Origin of the sequence: [Anoxybacillus] calidus (assembly GCF_013760845.1) — a bacterium.
Classification (GTDB): Bacteria; Bacillota; Bacilli; order Bacillales; family Anoxybacillaceae; genus Paranoxybacillus; species Paranoxybacillus calidus.
Map to the genome: position 1 here is coordinate 65,128 of NZ_JACDUU010000004.1, position 25,402 is coordinate 90,529.

Below are 25,402 nucleotides of genomic sequence, written 5' to 3' on the forward strand. Positions count from 1 at the left end.
GAATAAACGAAAAAAACTACGAAATAATCAAGCAGGAAAAAAGGAAAGGGGCTACTCTTTCCTTTGGATTGTTATGAATCGGAAAGGAGTAGCCCCTTGAAATCATTCTACTCTAATTATGCGGTTGTTTTTTTACTTTCTTCTACAATTGTTCCGTCGTGGCGAATCAATTTTGGCGGCATGTTTCCGCGTACTGTCTCCGCAGTAATGATACATTTTTTTACATCTTCTCGAGAAGGAAGCTCAAACATCACATCGAGCATAATTCCTTCAATAATGGAGCGAAGACCGCGCGCGCCTGTTTTACGTTCAATCGCTTTTTTCGCAATTTCTTTTAACGCTTCCTCTTCAAACTCAAGCTCCACATCATCTAACTCCAGCATCTTTTGATATTGCTTCACAAGCGCATTTTTCGGTTTTGTCAAAATATCAATGAGCGCTTCTTCATCTAATTGTTCAAGGGTTGTAATGACCGGCAAGCGTCCGATAAATTCTGGAATTAAACCAAATTTCAGCAAATCTTCTGGAAGCACTTTAGATAATAACGCTTTGTCGTCAAGTTCCTCTTGATTCACCTCAGTACCAAAGCCGATGACTTTCTTGCCAAGACGACGTTTAATAATCGGTTCAATGCCGTCAAACGCACCGCCGCAAATGAAAAGAATATTCGTTGTATCGATTTGAATGAATTCTTGATGCGGGTGTTTACGGCCGCCTTGCGGAGGTACACTTGCAATAGTTCCTTCTAAAATTTTTAAAAGTGCCTGCTGTACCCCTTCTCCTGATACATCGCGCGTAATGGACGGATTTTCTGATTTGCGGGCAATCTTATCAATTTCATCAATATAAATAATCCCTTTTTCTGCTTTTTCTACATCATAATCAGCAGCCTGAATTAATTTTAAAAGAATATTTTCTACGTCTTCACCGACATAACCAGCTTCTGTTAAAGATGTAGCATCGGCAATCGCAAACGGTACATTTAAAATGCGAGCAAGCGTCTGGGCAAGCAGTGTTTTTCCGCTTCCTGTCGGTCCAATCATTAAAATGTTACTTTTTGATAATTCCACATCATCAATTTTGCTGTTGGAGTTAATTCGTTTGTAATGGTTATAAACCGCTACCGCAAGTGATTTCTTCGCGGCGTCTTGCCCGATGACATATTCATCTAAAATTTCGCGAATTTCCTTTGGTTTCGGAACATCTTTAAACTCCACTTCTTCTTCGTTGCCTAATTCTTCTTCCACAATCTCTGTACACAACTCAATGCACTCATCGCATATGTATACGCCTGGACCAGCGACTAATTTGCGAACTTGGTCTTGCGTTTTTCCACAGAAAGAACATTTTAGCTGTCCTTTCTCATCGTTGAACTTAAACATCGTTTCACCCCTTGTTATATAAATACAAAGATACCGATTATTATATGTACTTTTGCAACAACTCATAAAACGGTGACAAAAAACATTATGTAATGGTCATTGTATCATAAATTACTATAAAAACGCTAACAAAAAATACAAATGTATTAGAAAAATTAGAAAATTCGAACTTATATTCCTTATGAACAGTGTTTTTCTGTATTAAAGAACAAGGCACGATCATCTCGCGCCTTGTTCTTCTACTTATTATTATGCAACAATTTTGCTGTTTTCAACAAGAAAATCAATTGCTTTTCTTAATTTTAAATCCTCTTTAATGCCTTCAAGGCTTCCTAACATTTTCTTTAAGTTTTCAACTTCGATGCCGTACATTTTAGACATTTCTTCTAATTCTTTATTGACATCTTCTTCTGTCACTTCAATATTTTCTGCTTTTGCAATTGCTTCCAGTGTCAAGGAGACGCGTACACGCTTTTCAGCATCTTCTTTCATTTGTTCGCGCAATGCAGCTTCATCCTGACCTGAGAATTGATAATATAACTCAAGATTTAAGCCTTGCATTTGCAAACGTTGTTCAAATTCACTTAACATGCGGTCTGTTTCATTTTTAATCATCACTTCAGGAATATCGATCTCTGCATTTTCCGCTGCTTTTTCTACTACAGTGTTGCGAAGCGTTGTTTCTGCTTCATTCTTTTTTGTTTCTTCTAGTCTTTGTTTAATTTTTGCTTTTAATTCATCAAGTGTTTCTACCTCTTCATCTACGTCTTTTGCAAACTCATCATCAAGCTCTGGAAGTTGTTTCGTTTTAATTTCGTGAACTTTAATTTTGAATGTAGCTGGTTTTCCTGCCAATTCTTTTGCATGATATTCTTCTGGGAATGTTACTTCGATTTCTTTTTCAGCGCCAGCTTCTAAACCTACTAATTGCTCTTCAAAACCAGGAATGAACGTGCCAGAGCCGATTTCTAAAGAATAGTTTTCGCCTTTTCCACCTTCGAATGCTTCACCGTTCACAAAACCTTCGAAATCAATCACAGCTGTGTCGCCGTTTTCAATTTTGCCGCCTTCTTTTACAACTAATTCAGCATGACGTTCTTGAAGACGTTTAAGTTCATTTTCTACATCTTCATCTGTTACAGTTGTATCGATTTTTTCAACTTCGAGACCTTTATATTCACCTAGTTTGACTTCTGGTTTTACTGTCACTTTTGCCGTAAAGATTAAGCTTTTTCCTTTTTCCATTTGCTCGATGTCGATTTCAGGACGATCCACAGGCTCAATTCCTGTCTCTTCGATAGCTTTTGCATATGCTTCAGGCAATAAAATATCTAAAGCGTCTTGGTAAAGTGCTTCCACACCGAAACGCTTCTCAAAAAGAGCGCGTGGAACTTTTCCTTTACGGAATCCTGGAACATTAATTTTTTTCACTACTTTTTTGAATGCTGCATCTAAACCTTCATTCACTTTTTCTGCATCTACTTCAACTGTAAGAACACCTTGGTTCCCTTCGAGCTTTTCCCATTTTGCAGACATATTTTTCCCTCCAACACCTATTAAATTATAGCTAAGATAATGAATGTCCAACATACATTTCATTATCCGATTCAACGATTGTAATGTATGTAGGATTGCTGAAATATAAAAGATATGCACAATACAACCACTATATTATAACATACGCTGAGTTGCTTTCAACAGAAATCATGTATTCAAAATCGAGAAATTTCTTCTATTTCCCAAATCGATTGACAAAGAGGTTGGATTTGTTCATACGAAACGCCATAAAGTTCTGCGATATTTTTCTTATTGATTTTCACTCCTTGATACTTGCACGCTGTGATATGCAAGACGGCGGCCCATTGTCTATTTGCCTCGCTTTTTGGAATAAACGGATAAAGTATATACAAATAACGAAGCCAAATACTTTCTGCCAAATTGTACAAACTCGGACTTTCTATGCCAAGTTGTTTTTCTAATATATGTAGCACTTCACTCGCAAAATCAGATTGCATGTTTTCGTCCAGTTCACTTGGAATAATCGTTAATGTATCACCAAATTTTTTGACAACGATACGTTCAGAAATTCGTTTTGAAATAAGCAGCTGTAATATCATCGTTTTTGTGAGCGGATTGTTCTTTTCATCTGCTAAATATTGCTTAAGAATCGGAAGAACTGAATCAATGTCTTCTTTTTCAAGCTGCTTAATGATGTTCATATGCTCAGTTGTATCATCTGATTGCAGTAATAGCTGCACCAATCGTGTTGCTTCTTCTCTTTTTATGTCAATAGACGTTTGGTCGCTCATTTTTGTGCTGAAATGAAGTAAATTGATTAAATTTTGCCGAAACGCCGGATCCATATTATCGCTCTCTTCAAGAACAGCTTGAATCGTCATTATAACCTCTTCATACTGTTGTAAATGAATTAGAATCGACAAATAAATTTGCAAAATTTGAAAATAGTCGCCTTTCCCTTCTTGCAGTATCTTGTAACAACGTTCCTTCGCCTGCTCCAGCTTTCCAAGTTCCAATAAGCAAAGAACGATGCCAAGTTCCACATCTGCATCAGTGGAATCTAATTCATAAGCTTCTTGCAACAAAGAAAGAGCTTCTTTATATTTTTTCGCCTGTAATCGTTCTAATCCCTTTTCTACCAAGCGTTCTTTTAATTTAGGAAAATGAATAATTTTTCCTTTTTGCTTGTCCATTTCAATCCGCCTTTAACCAATTTGCTTTACAGTTTACCAATGTTTTTTTGGAAACACAAGCAAACATATCATTTACATTGATATAAAAAAGGGCTAGACTTCTCTGAAAAGATCTTTTCAGAGAAGTCTAGCCCCTTATATTTAACAACGAATAGGATTATTTTTTTCCTCATATGCAGCAATATGCTCCTCATAGACAAAAGTTAAATCAATTTCGTCCCAACCTTTCAGCATTAATTGCTTGCGATAAGAATCAATATAAAACGAAGCACGGAATCCTTTTTCGTCGTGGACAACTTGTTCCTCTAGAGAAATGGTTAATTCATAATCCGCGCTTAGCGACTCTTTTAATAAATAGTTGACCTCTTCCTTGCTTAGTTTTATCGGCAACAGTCCATTTTTTAAGCAGTTATTGTAAAAAATATCGGCAAAAGAAGGAGCAATAATCACCTTAAAACCGTAATCTTGCAGAGCCCATGGCGCATGTTCGCGCGACGAGCCGCAACCGAAGTTTTCATTAGCAACAAGAATGGTCGCCCCCTGATTTTCCGGACGATTCAATTCAAAATTTGGATTTAAGGTATGTTCATCAAGATAGCGCCAATCATAAAATAGAAACTGTCCGAATCCCGTTCTCTCAATCCGTTTTAAAAACTGCTTTGGAATAATTTGATCCGTATCAACATTGACACGGTCTAATCCAGCAACTTTTCCCGTATGAATTGTAAATGATTCCAATTGCTTCACTCCTTTCTTAATGTACTCGTTCTTCCTGTAGTTTTCGCACATCGACAAATCGGCCGTATATCGCAGCAGCGGCAGCCATTGGCGGACTTACTAAGTGAGTGCGCGCTCCTTTTCCTTGTCTGCCTTCAAAATTACGATTGGAAGTAGACGCGCAATGCTCTCCTTCAGGAACAACATCGGGATTCATGCTTAAACACATGCTGCAGCCGGAATCCCGCCATTCAAACCCGGCCTCTATAAATATCTTCGCTAAACCTTCTTCTTCCGCTCTTTTCTTCACTTCTTGAGAGCCGGGAACCACTAACGCTCTTACGCCTGGGGCGACTTTCTTTCCTTTCACCACCTCTGCAGCAGCACGCAAATCGCTTAAACGGGAGTTCGTACAGGAACCGATAAAAACATGCTGAATCTGTATGTCGCTAATCGGCATTCCCGGTGTTAATCCCATATACTCGAGCGCCAATTTTGCTGCTTTTCTTTCTGTTTCTGTCGCAAAGTCTTCTAGATAAGGAATGGTTTCCTCGATCGATGCACTCATTCCCGGTGTCGTCCCCCATGTAACCATCGGCGCAATTTCCGATGCATTCATTTCTACAGTCTTATCGTATGTTGCTCCCTCATCTGTCGCCAATTCCCGCCAACGTTCAACTGCCTTTTCAAATTCCTCGCCTTTTGGTGCATATTTTTTTCCTCTTAAATATTCAAACGTCACTTCGTCTGGACTTACTAAACCTGCGCGCGCTCCCGCTTCAATGGACATATTGCAAATCGTCATTCTTTCTTCCATTGACATGTTACGAATTGTTTCACCTGTAAATTCGATAATGTAACCTGTGCCAAAATCAACGCCATACTTACGGATAATCGCTAAAATAACATCCTTGGCAGTTACGCCCGGTGCTAGTTTTCCCGAGACACAGACTTGCAATGTTTTCGGACGATGCTGCCATAACGTTTGCGTAGCCAATACATGTTCTACTTCACTTGTACCGATTCCAAATGCCAATGCTCCGAATGCACCATGTGTAGATGTGTGACTATCACCGCAAACAATCGTTTTTCCCGGATGTGTTAAACCAAGCTCTGGGCCAATGACATGAACAATTCCTTGTTCGGGACTGTATAAATCAGCAAGCGGAATCGAAAATTCACGGCAGTTTCGTTCGAGAGCAGTAATTTGATTTTTTGCCACCTCATCATGAATCTCAAAACGATTGACGGTTGGAACATTGTGGTCCATCGTGGCAAACGTTAGATCGGGGCGGCGCACCTTCCGCCCCTTTTGTCTTAATCCTTCGAACGCCTGTGGAGAGGTGACTTCATGAACTAAATGTAGGTCGATATATAGTAAATCCGGCTTTCCATCTTCACAATATACAACATGATTCTCCCAAATTTTTTCAATAATTGTTCTCGGCTTCAACGTTATCACCTCATTACGCATAGACAGCCATGATACTTAAGATCGCTGAATCATCAAGAATACGTTCTTTAATTTCTTCCACCATTTGCGTTGTTGAAACGACACGTTTACTGTTTTTAGCAACATCTGCCGTGCGATATCCAGCAGCTAACACTTGTTGAACCGCTTTTTCAATCGCATCAGCTTCTTCATGAAGCCCAAACGATAAACGAAGCATCATCGCACTTGATAAAATCATCGCAATCGGATTTGCCTTATTTTGACCGGCAATATCTGGGGCTGAGCCATGAATCGGCTCATACAAACTTGGACCTGATGTTGATAAACTCGCTGATGGCAACATTCCGAGCGAACCGGTTAACACAGAAGCTTCATCACTTAAAATATCCCCAAACATATTTTCTGTTACGAGAACATCAAACTGCTTCGGATTGCGGATCAACTGCATCGCTGCATTATCGACTAACATATGTTCAAGTGTCACATCAGGAAAATCCTTAGCTACTTCTTCAGCAATTTCTCGCCACATTCGGCTCGATTCTAATACATTTGCTTTATCGACAGACGTTACCTTCTTTTTACGTTTTCCTGCTAATTCAAAAGCAGTCGTAATAATTCTTTTCATTTCTTCACGCTTATAATAGAGCGTATCGACAACCGCTTCTTCTCCGCTTTCGACGCGGCGCTCGCTCGGTTTTCCAAAATATAGACCGCCTGTTAACTCCCGAACAATCAATAAATCAACATCTTTCACTACTTCTGCCTTTAGCGGAGAAGAATCGACTAAACTATCATAAAATTTAACAGGCCGTAAGTTTGCAAATAAGTTCATCTCCTTGCGAATTTTTAACAACCCTCTTTCCGGACGCAAATGCGGAGGATTGTGGTCCCATTTCGGACCGCCAACCGCACCAAGTAACACAGCATCGCTTTCATGACACATTTGCAGCGTCTCATCTGGAAGCGGTGTTCCTTCACGGTCAATTGCTTCCCCGCCAATGAATCCATAAACAAATTCAAAACGATGATCAAACCGTGTACCGACCGCTTTTAAAATTTCAACTGCTCCTTTTGTTACTTCCTTCCCGATTCCGTCCCCCGGCAATACAGCAATACGATATTTTCCCATGTTGCTCCCCTCCATTAGTTAATTGCTACTTTCTGATTTTCATCTCGCATTTTTTCAATCACAAAGACGCGATTTACTGCGTTGATATAGGCTTTTGCTGACGCTTCCAGCACATCTTGCGCCATTCCTCTTCCACTTGTTTCTATGTCATTAACACGCACTTTGACAAATACTTGCGCAAGTGCGTCTCTTCCACCGCTGACCGATTCAATACGATAGTCTAATAGTTTTACTGTTGTTTGGAAGCACCGCTCCAACGTGTTATATAATGCTTCAACACTTCCCGCACCTGTTGCCGCTTCTTGAATTTCATTTCCTTTTCCATCCGTTAATACAACGACAGCTGTTGGAATCTGCTTTGTGCCGTATTGAACTTGAATCGAAGAAAGTTGATAAAAATCTTTAAATTGATCAAATTTCTCTTCAAAAACCAGCGCTACTAAATCATCATCCGTAATATCTTTTTTCTTATCTGCTAATTCTTTAAAACGAACAAATAGTTTATTAATTTCTTCTTCTGTCAATGTGTAGCCAAGCTCCGTAACGCGATTTCGTAAAGCATGGCGCCCTGAGTGTTTTCCTAACACCATTGAATTCGAGTGAACACCAACAAGTTCTGGTGATATGATTTCGTATGTTGTTTTTTCTTTTAAGACACCATCTTGATGAATGCCTGATTCATGAGCAAAAGCGTTTTTGCCGACAACTGCTTTATTGGGTGGTACCATCATGCCTGTTAGCTTGCTCACTAAGTTACTTGTTCTTTTAATTTCTTGAAGATTTAATCGCGTTGTTGCTTGATAATAATCCTTTCGAATATATAAAGCTACCGCTACTTCCTCTAAAGCGGCATTTCCGGCGCGCTCGCCGATGCCATTAATCGTTCCTTCAATTTGCGTCGCTCCATGCTCAACAGCGGATAATGAGTTTGCTACCGCCATTCCTAAATCATCATGGCAATGAGCGGAAAGGGATACTTTTTCAATATTCTGAATATTTTTTGTTAAATAAGAGAAAATTTCACCATATTCTTTCGGGGTAATATATCCAACGGTATCCGGTATGTTAATAACATTCGCCCCCGCTTTAATCACTTCAGTAATAATTGTTTTCAGAAACTTCAAATCACTACGACAGGCATCTTCCGCTGACCATTGAATAATCGGAAAATATTTTTTGGCGTATTTTACTGCGGAAACAGCTGCTTCTATCACTTCTTCCGGCTTCATTCGCAACTTGTAATGCATATGAATTGGTGAGGTAGCGATAAAAAGGTGAAGGCGGGGTTCCGCTCCACCTTTTAACGCCTCCCACGCTGCATCGATATCGCTCTGCACCGAGCGTGAAAGCCCAGTGACAGAACAATTTCGGATTGTTTCCGCAATTTGTTTGACGGCTTGAAAATCCCCCTTAGAAGCAGCAGGAAAGCCAGCTTCAATAATATCGACGCCTAAGCGTTCTAACTGTCGGGCAATTTCTAGTTTTTCCGTTAAATTCAAGTTCACACCAGCTGATTGTTCCCCATCACGTAACGTCGTATCGAAAATGTTAATTTTTCGCATTGGTAACCACCGCTTCTTTCTGCTTTTGTTTAACAAATGGCATCATTTCCCGGAGCTCACGGCCAACCACTTCAATGAGATGTTCGTTTTCCCGCTTGTTAATCGCATTAAATACAGGGCGATTAGCCTGATTTTCTAAAATCCAACCTTTAGCAAATGTACCAGATTGAATATCTTCAAGTACTTTTTTCATTTCCTCTTTTACGGAAGCGTTAATGACGCGCGGACCAGAAATGAAATCCCCCCACTGCGCTGTATCAGAGATGGAGTAACGCATTCCGGCAAGACCGCCTTCATACATGAGGTCAACGATCAGCTTGAGTTCATGCAAACACTCAAAATAGGCCACTTCAGGCTGATATCCTGCCTCCACTAATGTTTCAAATCCTGCTTTTACAAGAGAGGTTAATCCGCCGCACAATACCGCTTGCTCACCGAATAAGTCAGTTTCTGTTTCTTCTTTAAACGTCGTTTCTAATACACCGGCTCTTGTAGCACCGATCGCTTTTGCATAGGCAAGCGCTATTTCTTTGGCTTCTCCTGTCACATCTTGATAAATTGCAATTAACGCAGGAACTCCTGCCCCTTCTGTATACGTGCGTCGCACTAAATGTCCCGGACCTTTTGGCGCGACAAGAAATACATCAACATCTTTTGGCGGAACGATTTGATTAAAATGAATGTTAAATCCATGAGCAAATACTAATGCATTTCCTGCCTTCAACTCAGGTTCAATTTCTTCTTTGTATACTTTTGGCTGATATTCATCCGGAAGCAGCACCATAACAACATCAGCTTCTCTTGCTGCTTCGCGAACAGTACGAACTGCAAATCCATCTTTTTCCGCCTGCTCCCATGACTTTCCAGGACGAAGACCGACGATGACATTCACACCACTTTCCCGCAAGTTTAAAGCATGTGCGTGTCCTTGAGAACCGTATCCGATGATTGCCACCGTTTTATTTTGTAAATAAGATTCTTTTGCATCTCCGTTATAGTAAACTTTTGCCATATTTATCCTCTCCCTTTTTGATATTTTTTAAATAATAAACGCTGTTTTATTGGAAGCGGCACTTTTTTGTGAGCCGCGTGTAAACGCTGTTGTTCCGGTTCTAGCGATTTCTTTGATTCCATAAGGTCTAAGCAAGTCGATGAGCGCTTCGACTTTGTCTGATTCTCCTGTGACTTGAACGACGAGGCTTTCGCGACTTACATCAACAATCGAAGCACGGAATGGTTCAATTAATGTATACACTTCATTACGTAAATTAGGATTGACTGCCACTTTAATGAGGGCTAATTCGCGAGCGACTATCGCTTGGTCAGTAATATCTGTTACTTTTAACACGTCGATTTGTTTGTTTAACTGCTTTGTAATTTGCTCTGCCGTGCGCTCATCTTCGACGTTGATAACAAACGTCATTCGTGACACGCCTTCTGTCTCTGTGTGTCCAACGGTGATGCTCTCAATGTTGTAATGGCGTTTTGTAAACAACCCGGTAATTCGATTCAAAACGCCTGGGCGATTATTGACCGTCATTGTAATAATTCGTTTCACAGTTTCACCCCCACCATTTCATGCAATCCCTTGCCAGGCGCGACCATTGGATATACATTTTCATCAGCAGTCACATGAAAATCAAGCAATACCGGCTCATTTGTCGAAAATGCTTCTTTTAAAACTCGTACAGCCTCTTCCTCATTTTTCGCTCGAAAGCCTTTAATGTTATAAGCTTCAGCCAATTTTATAAAATCTGGTTGATTAGGGATTAAAGAATGAGAATAACGTTTTTCGTAAAAGAGTTCTTGCCATTGACGAACCATTCCAAGAGATTGGTTATTCACAATTACCACCTTAATTGGAAGATTGAGCTCATGAATAACAGATAACTCTTGCAACGTCATTTGGAATCCCGCATCGCCAACAATTGAAACAACAGTTGCTTTCGGCTCAGCTAGCTGTGCACCAATGGCTGCCGGAAGTCCGAATCCCATTGTCCCAAGTCCCCCTGATGTAACCCAGCGATGCGGTTTAGTAAATTTGTAATATTGTGCAGCCCACATTTGATGCTGTCCAACGTCCGTTGTAACGATGGCTTCTCCACCTGTAAGTTCATAAAGGAGTTCAATTAACTTTTGTGGCTTAATTGTGCTCGTGTCGTTTTTATACACGAGCGGATACTCTTGTTTCCATTTTTTCAGCTGTTCGTGCCATGCTGCTGTATCTCCTGGTCTTCCTTCTTGATGAATCAGCTCTTTCAACGCTTCTTTTGCATCGCCAACAACTGGAATTTGCGTCGGAACGTTTTTCCCAATCTCTGCTGGATCAATATCGATGTGCGCAACGGTTGCTTTTGGCGCAAAATATTTTAAATTTCCTGTCACTCGATCATCAAAGCGAGCTCCGATATTGATCAATAAATCACATTCGTATAACGCCATATTTGCTGTGTATGTGCCATGCATACCAGCCATTCCTAAAAACAAAGGATGGTCTGCCGGGAATCCCCCTAAGCCTAATAGTGTATGGATAACTGGGATATGCTGCTGCTCTGCATATTGTTTAAGTTCATCTGCAGCATTAGCATGAAGCACTCCAGCTCCAGCTAAAATCACTGGTTTTTTCGCTTGACTCACTGCTTCAACTAGCTTGCGAATTTGTAAATGATTGGGGCGAATGGTTGGCTGATATCCTGGCAGCTTCACCTCTTGCTCATAATCAAATTCCGCTTCACACACTGTAATATCTTTTGGGATATCGATTAAAACTGGACCTGGGCGACCTGTCGTTGCAATATGAAATGCCTCTTTAATAATTTTGGGAAGTTCATTAATGTCACGAACTTGATAATTATGTTTTGTAATCGGCATTGTAATTCCCACAACATCAGCTTCCTGAAAAGCGTCAGATCCAATGACATGTGAGGCAACCTGCCCTGTAAATACAACAAGCGGAATCGAGTCAATCATCGCATCAGTCAAGCCTGTTACGATATTAGTCGCTCCAGGACCTGACGTGGCAATCACCACTCCCGGCTTTCCAGCAATTCTCGCATACCCTTCTGCTGCATGAATGGCTCCTTGTTCATGTCGCGTCAATACGTGAAATACACCTGAATCATACAATTTGTCATAAATCGGTAACACCGCACCGCCTGGGTAACCAAAAATCACCTCAACCTTTTCCGCTTTTAATGCTTCAATCAACATCGATGCTCCGCTGATTTTTGTCTTTTGCAACCTTTTCTCTTCCACTTTCATATTTGTTGTCATCCACCCTTCCCCCTAAAAATATTGAATTAAAAAAACCTCTTCACCCCATACAGACCTTCTCCTCGAAAGTCAAAGGGGCGAAAAGGTTTACTTTCCGCGGTACCACCCTTCTTCGTGGTCATCATGACCACCTCACGAGGGCATTCCCATAAGTGTCTGACCTTACACATATTTCACGATGTATCTAATGTTATGTACGATATATGATGTTGTGGGGTCTGACACTTTACTTTTAGAACACCCTCATTTTAATAACGAGTGGAAAATCTCCACCCGGCCAACCCTACTAGTTAGTAACGTTCAGGCTGACGCTCAGAGGTGAGTTCATCAAACGGCAGCATCACCGGTTCCCAGCTTCCCCGGCTCTCTGTAGATACCTTCCCCGCTGACTACTTATCCTCTTCAACGCTTTCTCTTTATATTAAAATTATCCCACATTCATATTAGAGCTAGGTTGATATACTTTTACACCTTCAGAAACAACCCGCTGTCTAAATGCTTCAAGCAATCGTTTTGTATGTTCTCCTGGCACTCCATCGCCAATAATACGGCCATCGACTTTAACAACAGCGATGACTTCGGCTGCTGTTCCTGTTAAAAATACTTCGTCAGCCGTGTAGACATCATGACGAGTAAACGGTTCTTCTTTGACGACATAGCCAAGTTCTTGAGCAATTTCAATAATTGCATCGCGCGTAATTCCTTCAAGGGCACCGACATATCCAGGCGGTGTATAAAGCACACCGTTTTTTACGATAAACACGTTATCAGCCGATCCTTCAGCGACATAGCCTTGATCATTTAACATGAGCGCTTCGCTGACATTGGCTAAATGGGCTTCAATTCTCACTAAAATATTATTTAAGTAGTTAAGAGATTTCACTTTTGGACTAAGCACATCAGGTCGATTCCGCCGCGTTGGAACCGTAACAACCTCAATTCCCGTTTCATACAAATGTTTTGGAAAAATCGCTAACGGTTCAGCAATGACAACAACTTGTGGTTTTTTACACTTATAAGGGTCAAGCCCCAAATCGCCAACACCGCGGGAAACAATGGCGCGAATGTAAGCATCTTGATATCCGTTTTTTTGTATTGTTTGAACGATAATGTCTGTTAATTCTTCTTTTGTGTAAGGGATATTAAGCAAAATCGACTTTGCCGATCTATAAAGCCGATCAATATGTTCCTTCAAACGAAACACATTTCCGCTGTAGACGCGAATTCCTTCAAATACTCCATCTCCATACAAAAATCCGTGATCATAGACAGAAATTTTCGCGTTTTCTTTTGTAACAAATTCATCGTTTAAAAAAATCCATTGTTCGTTCACTATTTTTCCCCTCTTCCCTTGCAAGTAGCGCTTTCCTTATCTGAGTTTTCATCAATTATCAAATTTGTTTGATTTATTTGAAAATTATCATACGCTCAATCTCAAGAAGAGTCAATACCATTTTTGGAATATTTAGATTTATTAGAATATTTGTATACGCTTTCATTGCGATGAAATCAAGGATTTTAAGATGTAAAAATTTTTTATTTTGTTTGTGCTTGTATTGATTTAAGAAATCCATTTTCAAGACAAACAAAAACCTCTCTTTCCTAATTTAGGAAAGAGAGGTTTTTACACGTCCCAGGAGAGATTCGAACTCCCGACCGACGGCTTAGAAGGCCGCTGCTCTATCCTGCTGAGCTACTGGGACACAATTCATATTCGATTTCAAAGACATTTATTATTATAAATAACTAATGTTATAAAGTCAATACATTATTAAAACAGAGAGGCTGACCCTAAAGCAAAGTGTCAGCCCCTACAATCACAATATATCGTACATCATTAGATGAGAACACTATATATTATAGGTTTCGCGTGAGCTCAGACACTCTTGAGTCAGCCTCATAGTGAAAAAGTTTGTGATAAAGTTGGGATTTCGTTGCCATGAATGTCATAAAAATATACCGTCGCTTTTTCTTCGTCAATCTCAAGTATGACATATGTTTTTTCTTTTCTCATACGCGGCAGATAGATGCTTCCGGGATTAATAAATAAAATACCGTTGATATTTTCTGCTCCGGCAATATGGGAATGACCGAAACATACGACTTTTGCTCCGATTTCTTGAGCACGATAATAAAGATTCATGAATGTCATCTTTACATTATAACGATGACCATGAGTGATAAAAAAGCGAACGCCTTGAATGTCTTCCGTTCGTTCTTCCGGAAATTCCTTCGCAAAATCACAGTTGCCACGGACATACAAAAAATTTTGCAGTTCGGAACTTCCATACGGCAATTCTGAATCACCGCAATGAATAAAAGCATCTACTTTTCCGGAATGGCGATTTTTTATTTCCACAAGCTCTCTTGTTAATCCGTGACTGTCACTAACAATGAGTACTTTCATTTCACCTACTCCTTAGTCTCAACAAGCTCGTCCCATATTTTTTCTAATTTTTTCAATGCATTCGCCCGATGACTAATTTTATTTTTCTCTTCTTTTGAAAGCTCTGCCATCGTTTTTTGTTTCTCTGGTACATAAAAAATCGGATCATAGCCGAAGCCATTCGTTCCTGTTGGTGCTTCTGCAATATATCCTTCACATGTTCCTTCGACTACAACTGTGCGCTGACGAGGAATGGCAACTGCCAATGCACAATGAAAACGGGCTGTTCGTTTTTCAAAAGGAACCCCTTTTAATTCCTCAAGTACTTTAGCTATATTTTCCTTGTCATTTTTATGTTCACCGGCATAACGAGCAGAGTAGACGCCTGGTTTGCCGTTTAATGCATCAACCACCAACCCAGAATCGTCGGCAATCACAACTTTATTCAAATAATTAGCGATTGTTTCCGCTTTTAAAATCGCATTTTCAGCAAACGTTTCTCCTGTTTCTTCAACATCAGGAGCGTTCTCAAAATCTAAAAGCGATTTTACTTCAACTTCTTTTTCAGCAAATAGCGTTTGAAATTCCTTTACTTTTCCGGCATTTTTCGTAGCGATAATAACTTCTTTCACTGTTCCTCCACTCTTTCCGAACGAGTTATTTTCTCTACTAGACCTCCTAGTACTTGTTTCTGAATCTCGATCAGCTCCCGAATTCCTGCTTCTGCTGTTTCCAATAATTCATTTAATTGTTCACGAGAAAAGGTTGCTTCCTCTCCTGTTCCTTGAATTTCAACAAAATTTCCTGCTCCTGTCATCACGATATTCATGTCTACCTCTGCTTTAGAGTCTTCAGCATAATTTAAATCTAAAATAACCCCGTGTTCCGGATCAATACCAACTGAAGTTGCGGCAAGGAAATCGGTAATCGGCCATTCCGTGAGTTTTTCTTCTTCTACAAGCTTAGCTAATGCTAACACCATTGCCACAAACGCACCTGTAATGGATGCCGTGCGTGTTCCGCCATCCGCCTGAATGACGTCGCAGTCAATCCAAATGGTCTTTTCTCCAAGCTTTTGTAAATCAACAACAGAACGTAAAGCACGTCCGATAAGACGCTGAATTTCCATCGTACGTCCGGACACTTTTCCTTTGCTCGATTCACGCGGATTGCGTTGCTCTGTTGCCCGCGGCAGCATTGCATATTCAGCAGTAATCCATCCTTTTCCTTCACCGCGCATGAATGGCGGAACTTTATCATCAATGCTAGCGGTGCAAATGACTTTCGTATCTCCTATGGAAATAAGAACAGAACCTTCTGCATGTTTTATGTAATGTGTTTCAATATGTACTGGCCGCAACTGACGCTTTTCTCTTCCATCTACTCTCATAAAAGCAACCTCCTTAGCACTCTGAATAAACAGAAAGAGGCGGCTTCGTTGCCTACCTCCTTATTGTTCTTTATATAGTATAGCAAAAAAAGTTTTTTAAAAACTACCTGTATTCACATTTTCTGGCCTTGTTACTGGCTCGGCTAGTGATGTTCCATCTTCTTTCACAAGATTTGCTTTTCCATTTACAGTAATGGCTACACTTTCAATTCCTTCTTGTTCTGTTAATGAGAGAACAAGCGAATTTAGGACATGCTGAGAAATAACATTTTTCTCTTTGCTTCCATAAATACCCTCATTAAAGTTCAATGTCACTTTGCCATTTTCATATTTTGGCTTATCTAATAACTTCACATCTGCTTGAAAATCGCTTAACAGTCCGCTCGTATAGCTAGGGCCTTTAATTAATTCATTGACGATAGCGACAACATGATCTTCCTCTTTATTTGAAACCCGGCGTGTAACAGGAACATAGTAAGTTTGCTCATCTTCTTGAGCTAAAAAATACACTGTTACAGGGTGTGTATTTGTAATATCTACTACACCGCTTGTATCAATATTGATGCCATCTTCACGGCTTACCCCGTCTTGAATCGGCGTTCCGTTGACCGGCATTACCGATTGGTCATGACCATTAATGCGAATTTTTACTTTTTTGACTTTATCAAATTGTGTCAATGTCCACGTAATCGCTTGTAAAATCTTCTTTTCATCTTCTTTCCTATAATTCGAAAACTCTGGAGAAAAGTCAGCAATGATCGTTCCATCTTTTTCAAGTTTCACTCCAAGCACCCGCGTATCTGCAGGCAGTACAGCCCGGAAGCCGTTTGGCAATATTTCTGATACCGGACCGTCTTCTACTAAATATTCTAAAGCTTGCTTTGCTACAGCGTCCGTTTTTGGCAATTCGAGCGTTTGTGGAACAACAAAACCGTTTTTATCAATTAAATATAACTCTCTCTTTACTGTTGCTGTTGCTTTTTCCCCCTCTTTTGCACTCGTTTGCTTTTCGCCTTCTTTACTAGGTTGTATCGCTTCTCCGTCTTCTAAGTAAGTAACGTCTTGTGGCGGGTCAATTTCTTTGACTGCTTTGTCTTCTCCGAAAAGACCGCAACCGCTAAGTAACATTGTTAAGACAATGAATGAAGCAGCAAACTTGCACGCACGGCGATTTAACATACATTTCCCTCCTATTGACCAGTTTGTACTACTATGTATACGAGCCTTTTAAAAAATTAGAACATAAAAAGCAAAATGAGTCGTTTCATAAATAAAAACTCCTTCGACTTTAAGCCGAAGGAGTTTTTAGTTCAATCGTTTGAACGTTTTCGATTGGATATTCAAACCATTTTGATGCAATTTTTTGAAATAGTTCCTTTGGTCCGGTTGTTAAGAAGAGATGTTCTTTTACTCTCTCTCCTGTGTTAAGCAGTCTGCTATGATGTAAAATTGTACTCACTTCTCTCGCAGTCTCATCTCCTGAGCAGATGAGTTTTACCTTTTTCCCCATATACTCACGAATCAACGGACTCAAAAGAGGATAGTGAGTACATCCTAAAATTAACGTATCAATGTCGCTATGCTTGAATGGTACAAGCGATTCTGCGACAATTTTTTTTGCTTCCTCCCCTTCAAAATTTCCACTTTCAACGAGTGGAACGAATTTAGGGCATGCCAAACTTTCAACTTGAACTTTGTTATTGATTGATTTTAATGCTTTTTCATATGCACCGCTTTTTACTGTGCCAATCGTCCCGATGACGCCGATATGATGATTTTTAGTAATTTTTAACGCAGTCCTCGCACCGGGATGAACAACACCTAACACAGGAATGTTAAGTTTTTCACGAATTTCTTCTAAAACAACAGCTGTAGCAGTATTACAAGCAATAACAAGCATCTTTATATCATAATAACGCAATAAGTAATTCGTCATCTCCCAAGTAAACTGCCGAATCTCTTCCTTTGGACGCGGACCATAAGGACATCTTGCTGTATCTCCTAAATAAACAATCTGTTCTTTCGGCAATTGTCGCATGATTTCTTTCGCAACAGTTAGCCCGCCTACTCCTGAATCGATAACACCAATTGGTCTATCCAAGTGATCGCCTCATTCTTTCTTCATTTCTTGATGTAATTTTTTTAAGCTTTTTTCTAAAAAGATAATTTCTTCTTCCGAGAAATCGCCAAGAACTTCCAACAAATATTGTTGTCGTTTCTTGATTACTTCCTCAATAATTCGTTCGCCTTCTGGCAATAAATGAATTCGAACAACTCTTCGATCATTTTGATCTTTCACTCTTGCCACTAAACGATTTTTCTCCATACGATCGACTAAATCCGTCGTCGTACTGAATGCTAAATACATTTTATTCGAAAGCTCTCCAATCGTCATATCCCCTTCTTCTAAGAGCCATTGCAACGCCACAAACTGGGGAGGTGTAATCGGGTATTGGGTTAAAATTTCCCTTCCCTTTTGTTTCAAAATAGCCGCTACATAACGTAACGACTTTTCTAACTCAACAATGACATCATTTTGTTGAAATTGAGATGTCATAAAATCTCTCCTGTAAAAACGCGTTTTTACTCTACTATTTTTTACACTTTTTTATGCAAATTGCAAGCGAAATGCATCGAATCAAAAATGCCACAACTCTCATTTTACTACACTTTCTTACATAATCAATAATAAAAATAATAAACCGGCTACCTTAAAAAATTAAGGTGAGCCGGTATCTATTATAGTTCAAGTTCGCCCATTCGTAGCAATTCAACTACAGCTTGAGAGCGCCCCTTAACCCCAAGCTTTTGCATGGCGTTTGAAATATGATTACGAACTGTTTTTTCACTTATAAACAGCTCGCTTGCAATTTCTTTCGTTGTTTTATCTTGAACTAATAATTCAAACACTTCTCTTTCTCTTTTGGTAAGCAATGGCTTTTGTTGAAATGGTTTCTCCTTCAAGTATTGTAACCCTCCTTGCTTTAGCCAGACCTGAACGACCGGATGGGTATATAATTTATTCACCATATAGTATGTGAATTGGAGGATTACGGTGACTGAAATAAATGACAGATTATAAAAAATAGGTGTTCAACGGGGTATATTTGTGATGGACGATTGCAATCGAATGAGTGCCTGTCTCATTTCTTCATTCCAAGGAACACTCTTTCCTGTTGTTTTCGAGATTTGCACCATCATTCCTCTGCCAACAAAAGCAACTGTACCGTTATCTTTTTTCGCCATATAATGCAAGTCAACGGACGAATTTCCCACATAATGTACTTTGACATATAGGCTTAATTGTTCCCCAAAAAACACTTGTTGGAGAAAGTCGCACTGCAAGTCGGCAACAACTGGAATTTCTTCTGATAACGAATCTGTCCACTTTTGCATAAAACCAATACTTTTAAAAAATTCAATTCTCGCCTCTTCAAAATAAACAAACGGAACCGTGTTATTTAAATGTCCAAACATGTCTGTTTCTGAAAAACGAACTTTAATTGGATGCGAAAAAGTAAATGTTTTTTCCCATTCTTGAAAGTCATGAATATAGTTAATTTGCTTCATATATTTACTCTCCCCCACATTAGAAAAAAGAGGCTGTCTCAAAAACCAAGTGTCAGACCCCACAGCCACAATATATCGGACATTACACTTGATAATACGGCTTTGTGTGGGGGCTGACAATGATGGGACAGCCTCATTAAGCATATGTTATACTTGGTCGCTTCCGAAGAAGTTACGGAAGGCTTGAATCGTTACCTCTCGGTTCAACGCAGCAATCGATGTTGTCAACGGAATTCCTTTCGGACAAGACTGTACGCAGTTTTGCGAGTTACCGCAGTTTGCAAGTCCGCCGTCTCCCATAATCGCCTCCAATCTCTCCGCCTTGTTCATTGCTCCAGTTGGGTGAGCATTAAATAAACGAACTTGTGAAAGCGGAGCAGGACCGATAAAGTTCGATTTGCTGTTTACATTTGGACAAGCTTCTAAGCAAACACCACATGTCATGCATTTTGAAAGTTCATATGCCCATTGACGCTTACGCTCAGGCATACGCGGACCAGGCCCTAAATCGTGCGTTCCATCAATTGGAATCCATGCTTTTACTTTCTTTAACGAATCAAACATGCGGCTGCGGTCAACTTGCAAGTCACGCACAACCGGAAACGTGCGCATTGGCTCTAAACGAATTGGTTGTTCTAAATGATCGATCAGTGCCGTACAGGATTGGCGCGGCTTTCCATTAATGACCATCGAACAAGCGCCGCATACCTCTTCAAGACAGTTCATCTCCCAAACAACAGGAGTTGTTTTTTCTCCCTTTGCATTGACTGGATTTCTACGAATCTCCATCAATGCGGAAATGACGTTCATATTCGGACGATAAGGAATTTCAAATTCCTCTTCATAAGGAGGGGAATCAGGACGATCTTGTCGCGTTATAATGAAGCGAACCGTTTTTTTCTCACTCATCATTTCACTTCCCCTTTCTTTTTCGTATAGTCACGTTTACGAGGTTTGATTAATGAAGTATCAACATCTTCGTAGTGGAACGCTGGTCCATCTGGCGTAAATCTCGCCATTGTTGTTTTGAGCCATTCTTCGTCGTTACGCTCAGGGAACTCAGGCTTATAGTGAGCTCCACGGCTTTCATTCCGATTGTAAGCACCTAACGTAATAACGCGCGCTAATTGAAGCATATTATACAATTGACGAGTAAACGATGCACCTTGGTTGCTCCATTTCGCTGTATCGTTAATATTAATATTTTCATAGCGTTCAAGAAGCTCTTGAATCTTTTCATCTGTTTTTAACAGCTTGTCATTATAACGAACAACCGTTACGTTGTCTGTCATCCATTCACCAAGCTCTTTATGAAGGATATAAGCGTTTTCTGTACCGTCCATTGACATGATCTTATCCCATTTTTGCTCTTCTTGTTTGAGATAGCGGTCATATAATGAAGACGGCATTGCATCAGCTGATTTTTCTAAACCTTTAATATATTCTACTGCTTTCGGCCCAGCAACCATACCGCCATAAATGGCTGATAATAACGAGTTCGCTCCTAGACGGTTGGCCCCGTGCATCGAATAGTCGCACTCACCAGCAGCGAATAATCCTTTAATATTTGTCATTTGGTCGTAATCAACCCATAGACCACCCATTGAGTAGTGAACGGCAGGGAAGATTTTCATCGGAACTTTGCGTGGATCTTCTCCCATGAATTTTTCGTAAATTTCGATGATACCACCAAGCTTAATATCCAACTCTTTCGGATCCTTATGAGAAAGATCTAAATACACCATATTTTCGCCGTTAATGCCAAGCTTTAAGTCCACGCAAACATGGAAGATCTCGCGAGTTGCGATATCACGTGGTACAAGGTTTCCGTAAGCAGGATATTTTTCCTCCAAGAAATACCACGGCTTACCATCTTTATATGTCCATACACGTCCACCTTCACCGCGTGCAGATTCGCTCATTAAGCGCAATTTGTCATCGCCTGGAATCGCTGTTGGGTGAATTTGAATAAACTCACCGTTTGCATAGTATGCACCTTGCTGGTAAACAATAGAAGCGGCTGATCCCGTGTTAATGATGGAGTTCGTTGACTTACCGAAAATAATTCCCGGTCCACCTGTCGCCATAATAACAGCGTCAGCTGGGAACGCTTTAATTTCCATTGTTGTTAAATTTTGAGCAACAATACCACGGCAGATTTGTTCATCATCTAAAACAGCAGCTAAAAACTCCCATCCTTCGTACTTTGTCACAAGACCAGCTACTTCGTGACGACGCACTTGCTCATCTAACGCATATAGAAGCTGCTGACCAGTAGTTGCCCCCGCATATGCCGTACGGTGATGCTGTGTACCACCAAAGCGTCGGAAGTCTAACAATCCTTCAGGCGTACGGTTAAACATGACGCCCATGCGATCTAGTAAATGAATAATGCCTGGTGCTGCTTCACACATCGCTTTCACTGGTGGCTGGTTCGCCAAGAAGTCACCACCATATACTGTATCATCAAAGTGCTCCCATGGAGAGTCACCTTCACCCTTTGTATTTACTGCACCGTTAATCCCACCTTGAGCACAAACAGAGTGAGATCGCTTTACTGGTACGAGCGAAAACAATTCTACAGGCACGCCTGCTTCTGCAATTTTAATCGTTGCCATTAAGCCGGCTAAGCCGCCACCAACTACTATGATTTTTCCTTTACTCATCGTTACTCACTCCTTAAAAGATTGCTAGTTGTGGATTAAGCGAATGCTAAGATGGCGCGGATACCAACAATGGAAAGCGCTACGAAAATAGCCATTGTCACATATGTTGAAATTTGTTGCGAACGAGGAGTAACAGTAATTCCCCAACTTACAAAGAAAGACCATAAACCGTTAGAAAAGTGGAACACCGTCGAAATAATACCTAAAACGTAGAATCCGAGCATCATCGGATTGTCAACAATGTTCGCCATCATTTCATAATTCACTTCCGCACCAAATGCAGCTTGTACACGCGTTTCCCATACATGCCATGTTACAAAAATAAGAGTGATGATACCTGATAAACGTTGTAACATAAACATCCAGTTACGGAAATAGTTATATCGGCTCACATTGTTCTTCGCCGTAAAAGCGATATACAATCCATAAATGGCATGGAACAATAGCGGAAGAAAAATAACAAATATTTCTAAAAAATAACGAAACGGTAAATTTTCCATAAAATGCGCCGCACGGTTAAAAGCTTCAGGTCCTCTCGTTGCAAAGTGGTTCACCACTAAATGCTGAACTAAAAAGAGGCCTACCGGGATAACTCCTAACAATGAATGAAGTCGGCGATAAAAAAATTCACGATTTCCTGCCATATGTAACCCCCCTTAAATTGTGACAATCAACATAAAAGATGTTCGCAAAAAATTTCTTATACACTCCCCATCCACATTTACTAGATTTTTATTAATAGAAATGAAACTGCTTCCATTTCCATTAATCATTTGTCACATCCATTGTACTCCCAGAATGTAGGAGCGTCAAGAAAACGTGTTCACAAATTGTTCAATCATTCGAAAATTAAAATAATTTTTCAAAGTAAATCTTTTATTCTCCATATCGAAAAACTACTGTTTTCTTTCATTCATTTCGTTATAATGTTTGTTAGAAAGAGGGGAAGCTTGTGAAACAATTAACATTTGAACAACACTATGGATTACTAAAAGATATTGACATCTCTAGTTTTGGATACGAAATTATCCGTGAAATTCTTCTTCCAGATCTTTTAGGAAAAGAAACTGCAAGCATTTTATATTGGGCCGGAAAAAGCCTTGCCCGTAAATATCCATTGGAAACGATGGAGGAGATTATTTCGTTTTTTGAAAAGGCTGGTTGGGGAACACTAACAATCGTTTCCGAAGGCAAGGATGAACTTGAATTTGAATTAACAAGCCCGCTTATTATCACCCGTCTCTCCTATAAGGAAGATTGTACTTTTCAGCTTGAAGCCGGTTTTCTCGCCCAGCAAATCGAACAGCAGAAAAAGCGGATAACCGAGGCCTATGAACAGCCGAAAAAACGGGCGAAAAAAGTCGTTTTCACTGTCAAATGGGATAAAAAAGATATGATCGTTGAATAATGAAGCGGTCACTCCCATGCTTCATTTAGGGAGTGACCTTTTTCTATCATTCTACTACGAAATAACAGGTACATCAGCTACCTCTTCAGAAAGCTGAAACGCATCGTGCAATGCTTCAACAGCAGCGACCATTTTACTTTGTTCAACGACGGTTGATATTTTAATTTCCGACGTGCTGACCATTTTCACCTCAATTCCATGTTCAGCAAGCACTTTAAACATCTCCGCAGCAACACCAGGATTTGAAATCATTCCCGAACCGACAATGGATACTTTCGCCAATCCGCTTTCATGTTCAATCGTCTCATAGCCTAATTGATCTTTATGAAACTCCAGTACTTTTAACGTTTCATCTAAGTCTTCCGTGTGAATCGAGAAAGAAATCGACATCGTCGTTGCGCTTGTTGCACTTTGAATAATAATATCTACATTAATCCCATGATTGGCAAGTGTCATAAAAATCGTCGATAACGTATGCAGCTCGTTCGGCAATCCTTGAATGGTCACTCTCGTCACTTGGTCTTCAAAAGCAATTCCTCTTACGATTAAGTTTTGTTCCATTGAAGCTTCCTCCTCAACGATTGTGCCGCGCTCACGCTCCATACTTGAGCGCACTTCCAACGGTACTTGATAGTTCTTCGCAAACTCAACAGCCCGCGGATGTAAAACACCAGCCCCCAAATTGGCTAATTCTAGCATTTCATCATATGAGATGGCTTGTAGTTTTCGGGCTTTTTTTACATAGCGTGGGTCTGTTGTAAACACTCCGGTAACATCTGTATAAATGTCGCATTTTTTAGCGTTTAATGCTGCTGCCAACGCAACAGCCGTTGTATCAGAACCGCCGCGTCCAAGAGTTGTAATTTCCTGATTTTTCGTCATTCCTTGGAATCCGGCAACAACGACGATTTTTCCTTCGTTTAAATGTTTATATATTCTTGTCGTGTCGATGTTCGTAATTCTTGCGTTTCCATGCACGGCTTCCGTTTCAATCCCCGCTTGCCATCCGGTTAAAGAAACAGCGTCATAGCCCTTTTCTTTCAGTGCCATTGTTAATAGAGCAATACTCACTTGTTCACCGGTTGTTAAAAGCATATCCATCTCGCGTTTACTTGGATTTTTCGAAATTTGCTTTGCTAGATTAACAAGTTCATCCGTCGTTTTTCCCATTGCTGAAACAACAACGACTACCTGGTTTCCGCTGTTGACTTCTTCAATCACTCGGTTAGCTACATTTTGAATGCGTTCAATTGAACCAACAGATGTTCCACCAAATTTTTGTACAATAATTCCCACTATCACTCATCCTTTAGTTCATAATTTTACTTTATCCCGTTCTAATCGCCCGTAAGGCTCTCACCTCTACAGATGGGAGATAACGGACGCTAGAAGTACGATAAGTTTAACTAACAGCAGTAGGGATGAAGTTCCCACTGATGAAGGTTTACTTTATCTATATCGATATAGATAGAAAAGCTAGATTGCGCGCAAATAAAAAACAGCAATGAGAGAAATCTCATTGCTGTGAATAACGAAAAAACAAATTCGCTCCACGCAGTGAGATAGCTCTCCAAGATGGTTTCTCATCTTGACAGTCCTACATTTCTTAAACGCAGGACCAGCAGAAAAAGCAATGAGACTTTTTCCACTTCGGCGACGCTCCCCTTTCAACATTCATCATCGGAACTCATTTTCCTCAGAATGCCTACTCTTGAAGTTCGCACCTCTATCTTCACTTCAGTGTTTAGAAGTGTA

General features: G+C 40.2%; 24 protein-coding genes, 1 tRNA gene, 1 riboswitch and 1 other annotated feature. Of the genes, 1 reads left to right on the top strand and 24 read right to left on the bottom strand.

Annotation, left to right across the window (positions count from 1 at the left end; all coding sequences use genetic code 11):
• Positions 1 to 116: 116 nt before the first annotated feature.
• From clpX to HNQ85_RS09395, 23 genes are all read right to left on the bottom strand, one after another.
• On the bottom strand, positions 117 to 1,382 hold the full coding sequence (clpX, locus tag HNQ85_RS09285; RefSeq protein WP_181537476.1) for an ATP-dependent protease ATP-binding subunit ClpX: 1,266 nt from the start codon (positions 1,380 to 1,382) through the stop codon (positions 117 to 119).
• 249 nt (positions 1,383 to 1,631) lie between these two features.
• Complete coding sequence (gene tig / locus HNQ85_RS09290) at positions 1,632 to 2,918, bottom strand: trigger factor (RefSeq protein WP_181537477.1); 1,287 nt, start codon at positions 2,916 to 2,918, stop codon at positions 1,632 to 1,634.
• 176 nt (positions 2,919 to 3,094) lie between these two features.
• Positions 3,095 to 4,093, bottom strand: a complete 999-nt coding sequence (locus tag HNQ85_RS09295) for a tetratricopeptide repeat protein (protein WP_181537478.1) — start codon at positions 4,091 to 4,093, stop codon at positions 3,095 to 3,097.
• A 141-nt stretch (positions 4,094 to 4,234) separates the two neighbouring features.
• A complete protein-coding gene (leuD, locus tag HNQ85_RS09300) occupies positions 4,235 to 4,831 on the bottom strand; it encodes a 3-isopropylmalate dehydratase small subunit (protein WP_181537479.1) in 597 nt (198 codons plus the stop codon).
• A gap of 16 nt (positions 4,832 to 4,847) precedes the next feature.
• The gene (gene leuC, locus HNQ85_RS09305; protein WP_181537480.1) at positions 4,848 to 6,263 is read right to left on the bottom strand and encodes a 3-isopropylmalate dehydratase large subunit; all 1,416 of its coding nucleotides are present in this window, start codon (positions 6,261 to 6,263) and stop codon (positions 4,848 to 4,850) included.
• A gap of 13 nt (positions 6,264 to 6,276) precedes the next feature.
• Entirely contained in the window at positions 6,277 to 7,392 is a 1,116-nt protein-coding gene (gene leuB, locus HNQ85_RS09310) for a 3-isopropylmalate dehydrogenase (protein WP_181537481.1), read from the bottom strand.
• A gap of 14 nt (positions 7,393 to 7,406) precedes the next feature.
• The gene (locus HNQ85_RS09315) at positions 7,407 to 8,954 is read right to left on the bottom strand and encodes a 2-isopropylmalate synthase (RefSeq protein WP_181537482.1); all 1,548 of its coding nucleotides are present in this window, start codon (positions 8,952 to 8,954) and stop codon (positions 7,407 to 7,409) included.
• Entirely contained in the window at positions 8,941 to 9,966 is a 1,026-nt protein-coding gene (gene ilvC, locus HNQ85_RS09320; RefSeq protein WP_181537483.1) for a ketol-acid reductoisomerase, read from the bottom strand. Before ilvC ends, HNQ85_RS09315 begins: the two co-directional genes overlap by 14 nt.
• Before the next feature lie 27 nt (positions 9,967 to 9,993).
• Positions 9,994 to 10,512, bottom strand: a complete 519-nt coding sequence (ilvN, locus tag HNQ85_RS09325) for an acetolactate synthase small subunit (protein ID WP_181537484.1) — start codon at positions 10,510 to 10,512, stop codon at positions 9,994 to 9,996.
• Positions 10,509 to 12,227, bottom strand: a complete 1,719-nt coding sequence (ilvB, locus tag HNQ85_RS09330) for an acetolactate synthase large subunit (RefSeq protein ID WP_181537485.1) — start codon at positions 12,225 to 12,227, stop codon at positions 10,509 to 10,511. Before ilvB ends, ilvN begins: the two co-directional genes overlap by 4 nt.
• A gap of 70 nt (positions 12,228 to 12,297) precedes the next feature.
• Positions 12,298 to 12,642, bottom strand: a binding site (T-box leader).
• Between the two features lie 12 nt (positions 12,643 to 12,654).
• Entirely contained in the window at positions 12,655 to 13,560 is a 906-nt protein-coding gene (ilvE, locus tag HNQ85_RS09335; protein WP_181537486.1) for a branched-chain-amino-acid transaminase, read from the bottom strand.
• 296 nt (positions 13,561 to 13,856) lie between these two features.
• Positions 13,857 to 13,930, bottom strand: a tRNA-Arg gene (locus HNQ85_RS09340).
• A 194-nt stretch (positions 13,931 to 14,124) separates the two neighbouring features.
• The gene (locus tag HNQ85_RS09345; RefSeq protein WP_181537487.1) at positions 14,125 to 14,634 is read right to left on the bottom strand and encodes a metallophosphoesterase family protein; all 510 of its coding nucleotides are present in this window, start codon (positions 14,632 to 14,634) and stop codon (positions 14,125 to 14,127) included.
• Between the two features lie 5 nt (positions 14,635 to 14,639).
• Positions 14,640 to 15,245: an XTP/dITP diphosphatase gene (locus HNQ85_RS09350; protein WP_181537488.1), complete on the bottom strand. Its 606-nt coding sequence runs from the start codon at positions 15,243 to 15,245 to the stop codon at positions 14,640 to 14,642.
• Positions 15,242 to 16,003, bottom strand: coding sequence for a ribonuclease PH (gene rph / locus HNQ85_RS09355; RefSeq protein ID WP_181537489.1), 762 nt, complete (start codon positions 16,001 to 16,003; stop codon positions 15,242 to 15,244). The genes HNQ85_RS09350 and rph overlap by 4 nt, the downstream gene beginning before the upstream one ends.
• A gap of 96 nt (positions 16,004 to 16,099) precedes the next feature.
• A complete protein-coding gene (locus HNQ85_RS09360) occupies positions 16,100 to 17,182 on the bottom strand; it encodes a GerMN domain-containing protein (protein ID WP_181537490.1) in 1,083 nt (360 codons plus the stop codon).
• Positions 17,183 to 17,291: 109 nt separating this feature from the next.
• Positions 17,292 to 18,104 (bottom strand): glutamate racemase, encoded by an 813-nt coding sequence (gene racE, locus HNQ85_RS09365; protein WP_181537491.1) that lies wholly within the window; start codon positions 18,102 to 18,104, stop codon positions 17,292 to 17,294.
• Between the two features lie 9 nt (positions 18,105 to 18,113).
• The gene (locus HNQ85_RS09370) at positions 18,114 to 18,560 is read right to left on the bottom strand and encodes a MarR family winged helix-turn-helix transcriptional regulator (RefSeq protein ID WP_181537492.1); all 447 of its coding nucleotides are present in this window, start codon (positions 18,558 to 18,560) and stop codon (positions 18,114 to 18,116) included.
• 182 nt (positions 18,561 to 18,742) lie between these two features.
• On the bottom strand, positions 18,743 to 18,967 hold the full coding sequence (gene gerE / locus HNQ85_RS09375) for a spore germination transcription factor GerE (protein WP_181537493.1): 225 nt from the start codon (positions 18,965 to 18,967) through the stop codon (positions 18,743 to 18,745).
• A gap of 129 nt (positions 18,968 to 19,096) precedes the next feature.
• Positions 19,097 to 19,573: an acyl-CoA thioesterase gene (locus HNQ85_RS09380; protein WP_181537494.1), complete on the bottom strand. Its 477-nt coding sequence runs from the start codon at positions 19,571 to 19,573 to the stop codon at positions 19,097 to 19,099.
• A gap of 147 nt (positions 19,574 to 19,720) precedes the next feature.
• Complete coding sequence (gene sdhB, locus HNQ85_RS09385; RefSeq protein WP_181537495.1) at positions 19,721 to 20,482, bottom strand: succinate dehydrogenase iron-sulfur subunit; 762 nt, start codon at positions 20,480 to 20,482, stop codon at positions 19,721 to 19,723.
• Positions 20,482 to 22,239 (bottom strand): succinate dehydrogenase flavoprotein subunit, encoded by a 1,758-nt coding sequence (gene sdhA / locus HNQ85_RS09390; RefSeq protein WP_181537496.1) that lies wholly within the window; start codon positions 22,237 to 22,239, stop codon positions 20,482 to 20,484. Before sdhA ends, sdhB begins: the two co-directional genes overlap by 1 nt.
• Positions 22,240 to 22,274: 35 nt before the next feature.
• The gene (locus HNQ85_RS09395) at positions 22,275 to 22,883 is read right to left on the bottom strand and encodes a succinate dehydrogenase cytochrome b558 subunit (protein WP_181537497.1); all 609 of its coding nucleotides are present in this window, start codon (positions 22,881 to 22,883) and stop codon (positions 22,275 to 22,277) included.
• Between the two features lie 308 nt (positions 22,884 to 23,191).
• Here HNQ85_RS09395 and HNQ85_RS09400 point away from each other — a divergent pair, with 308 nt between their 5' ends.
• Positions 23,192 to 23,647, top strand: coding sequence for a DUF2507 domain-containing protein (locus HNQ85_RS09400; RefSeq protein ID WP_181537498.1), 456 nt, complete (start codon positions 23,192 to 23,194; stop codon positions 23,645 to 23,647).
• 54 nt (positions 23,648 to 23,701) lie between these two features.
• On the opposite strand, the gene HNQ85_RS09405 is transcribed toward HNQ85_RS09400, so the two are convergent.
• Positions 23,702 to 24,943 carry an aspartate kinase gene (locus HNQ85_RS09405; protein WP_181537499.1) on the bottom strand — a complete coding sequence of 414 codons (1,242 nt, stop codon included), beginning with the start codon at positions 24,941 to 24,943 and terminating at the stop codon, positions 23,702 to 23,704.
• A gap of 259 nt (positions 24,944 to 25,202) precedes the next feature.
• Positions 25,203 to 25,384, bottom strand: a riboswitch (Lysine riboswitch).
• Between the last annotated feature and the right edge of the window lie 18 nt (positions 25,385 to 25,402).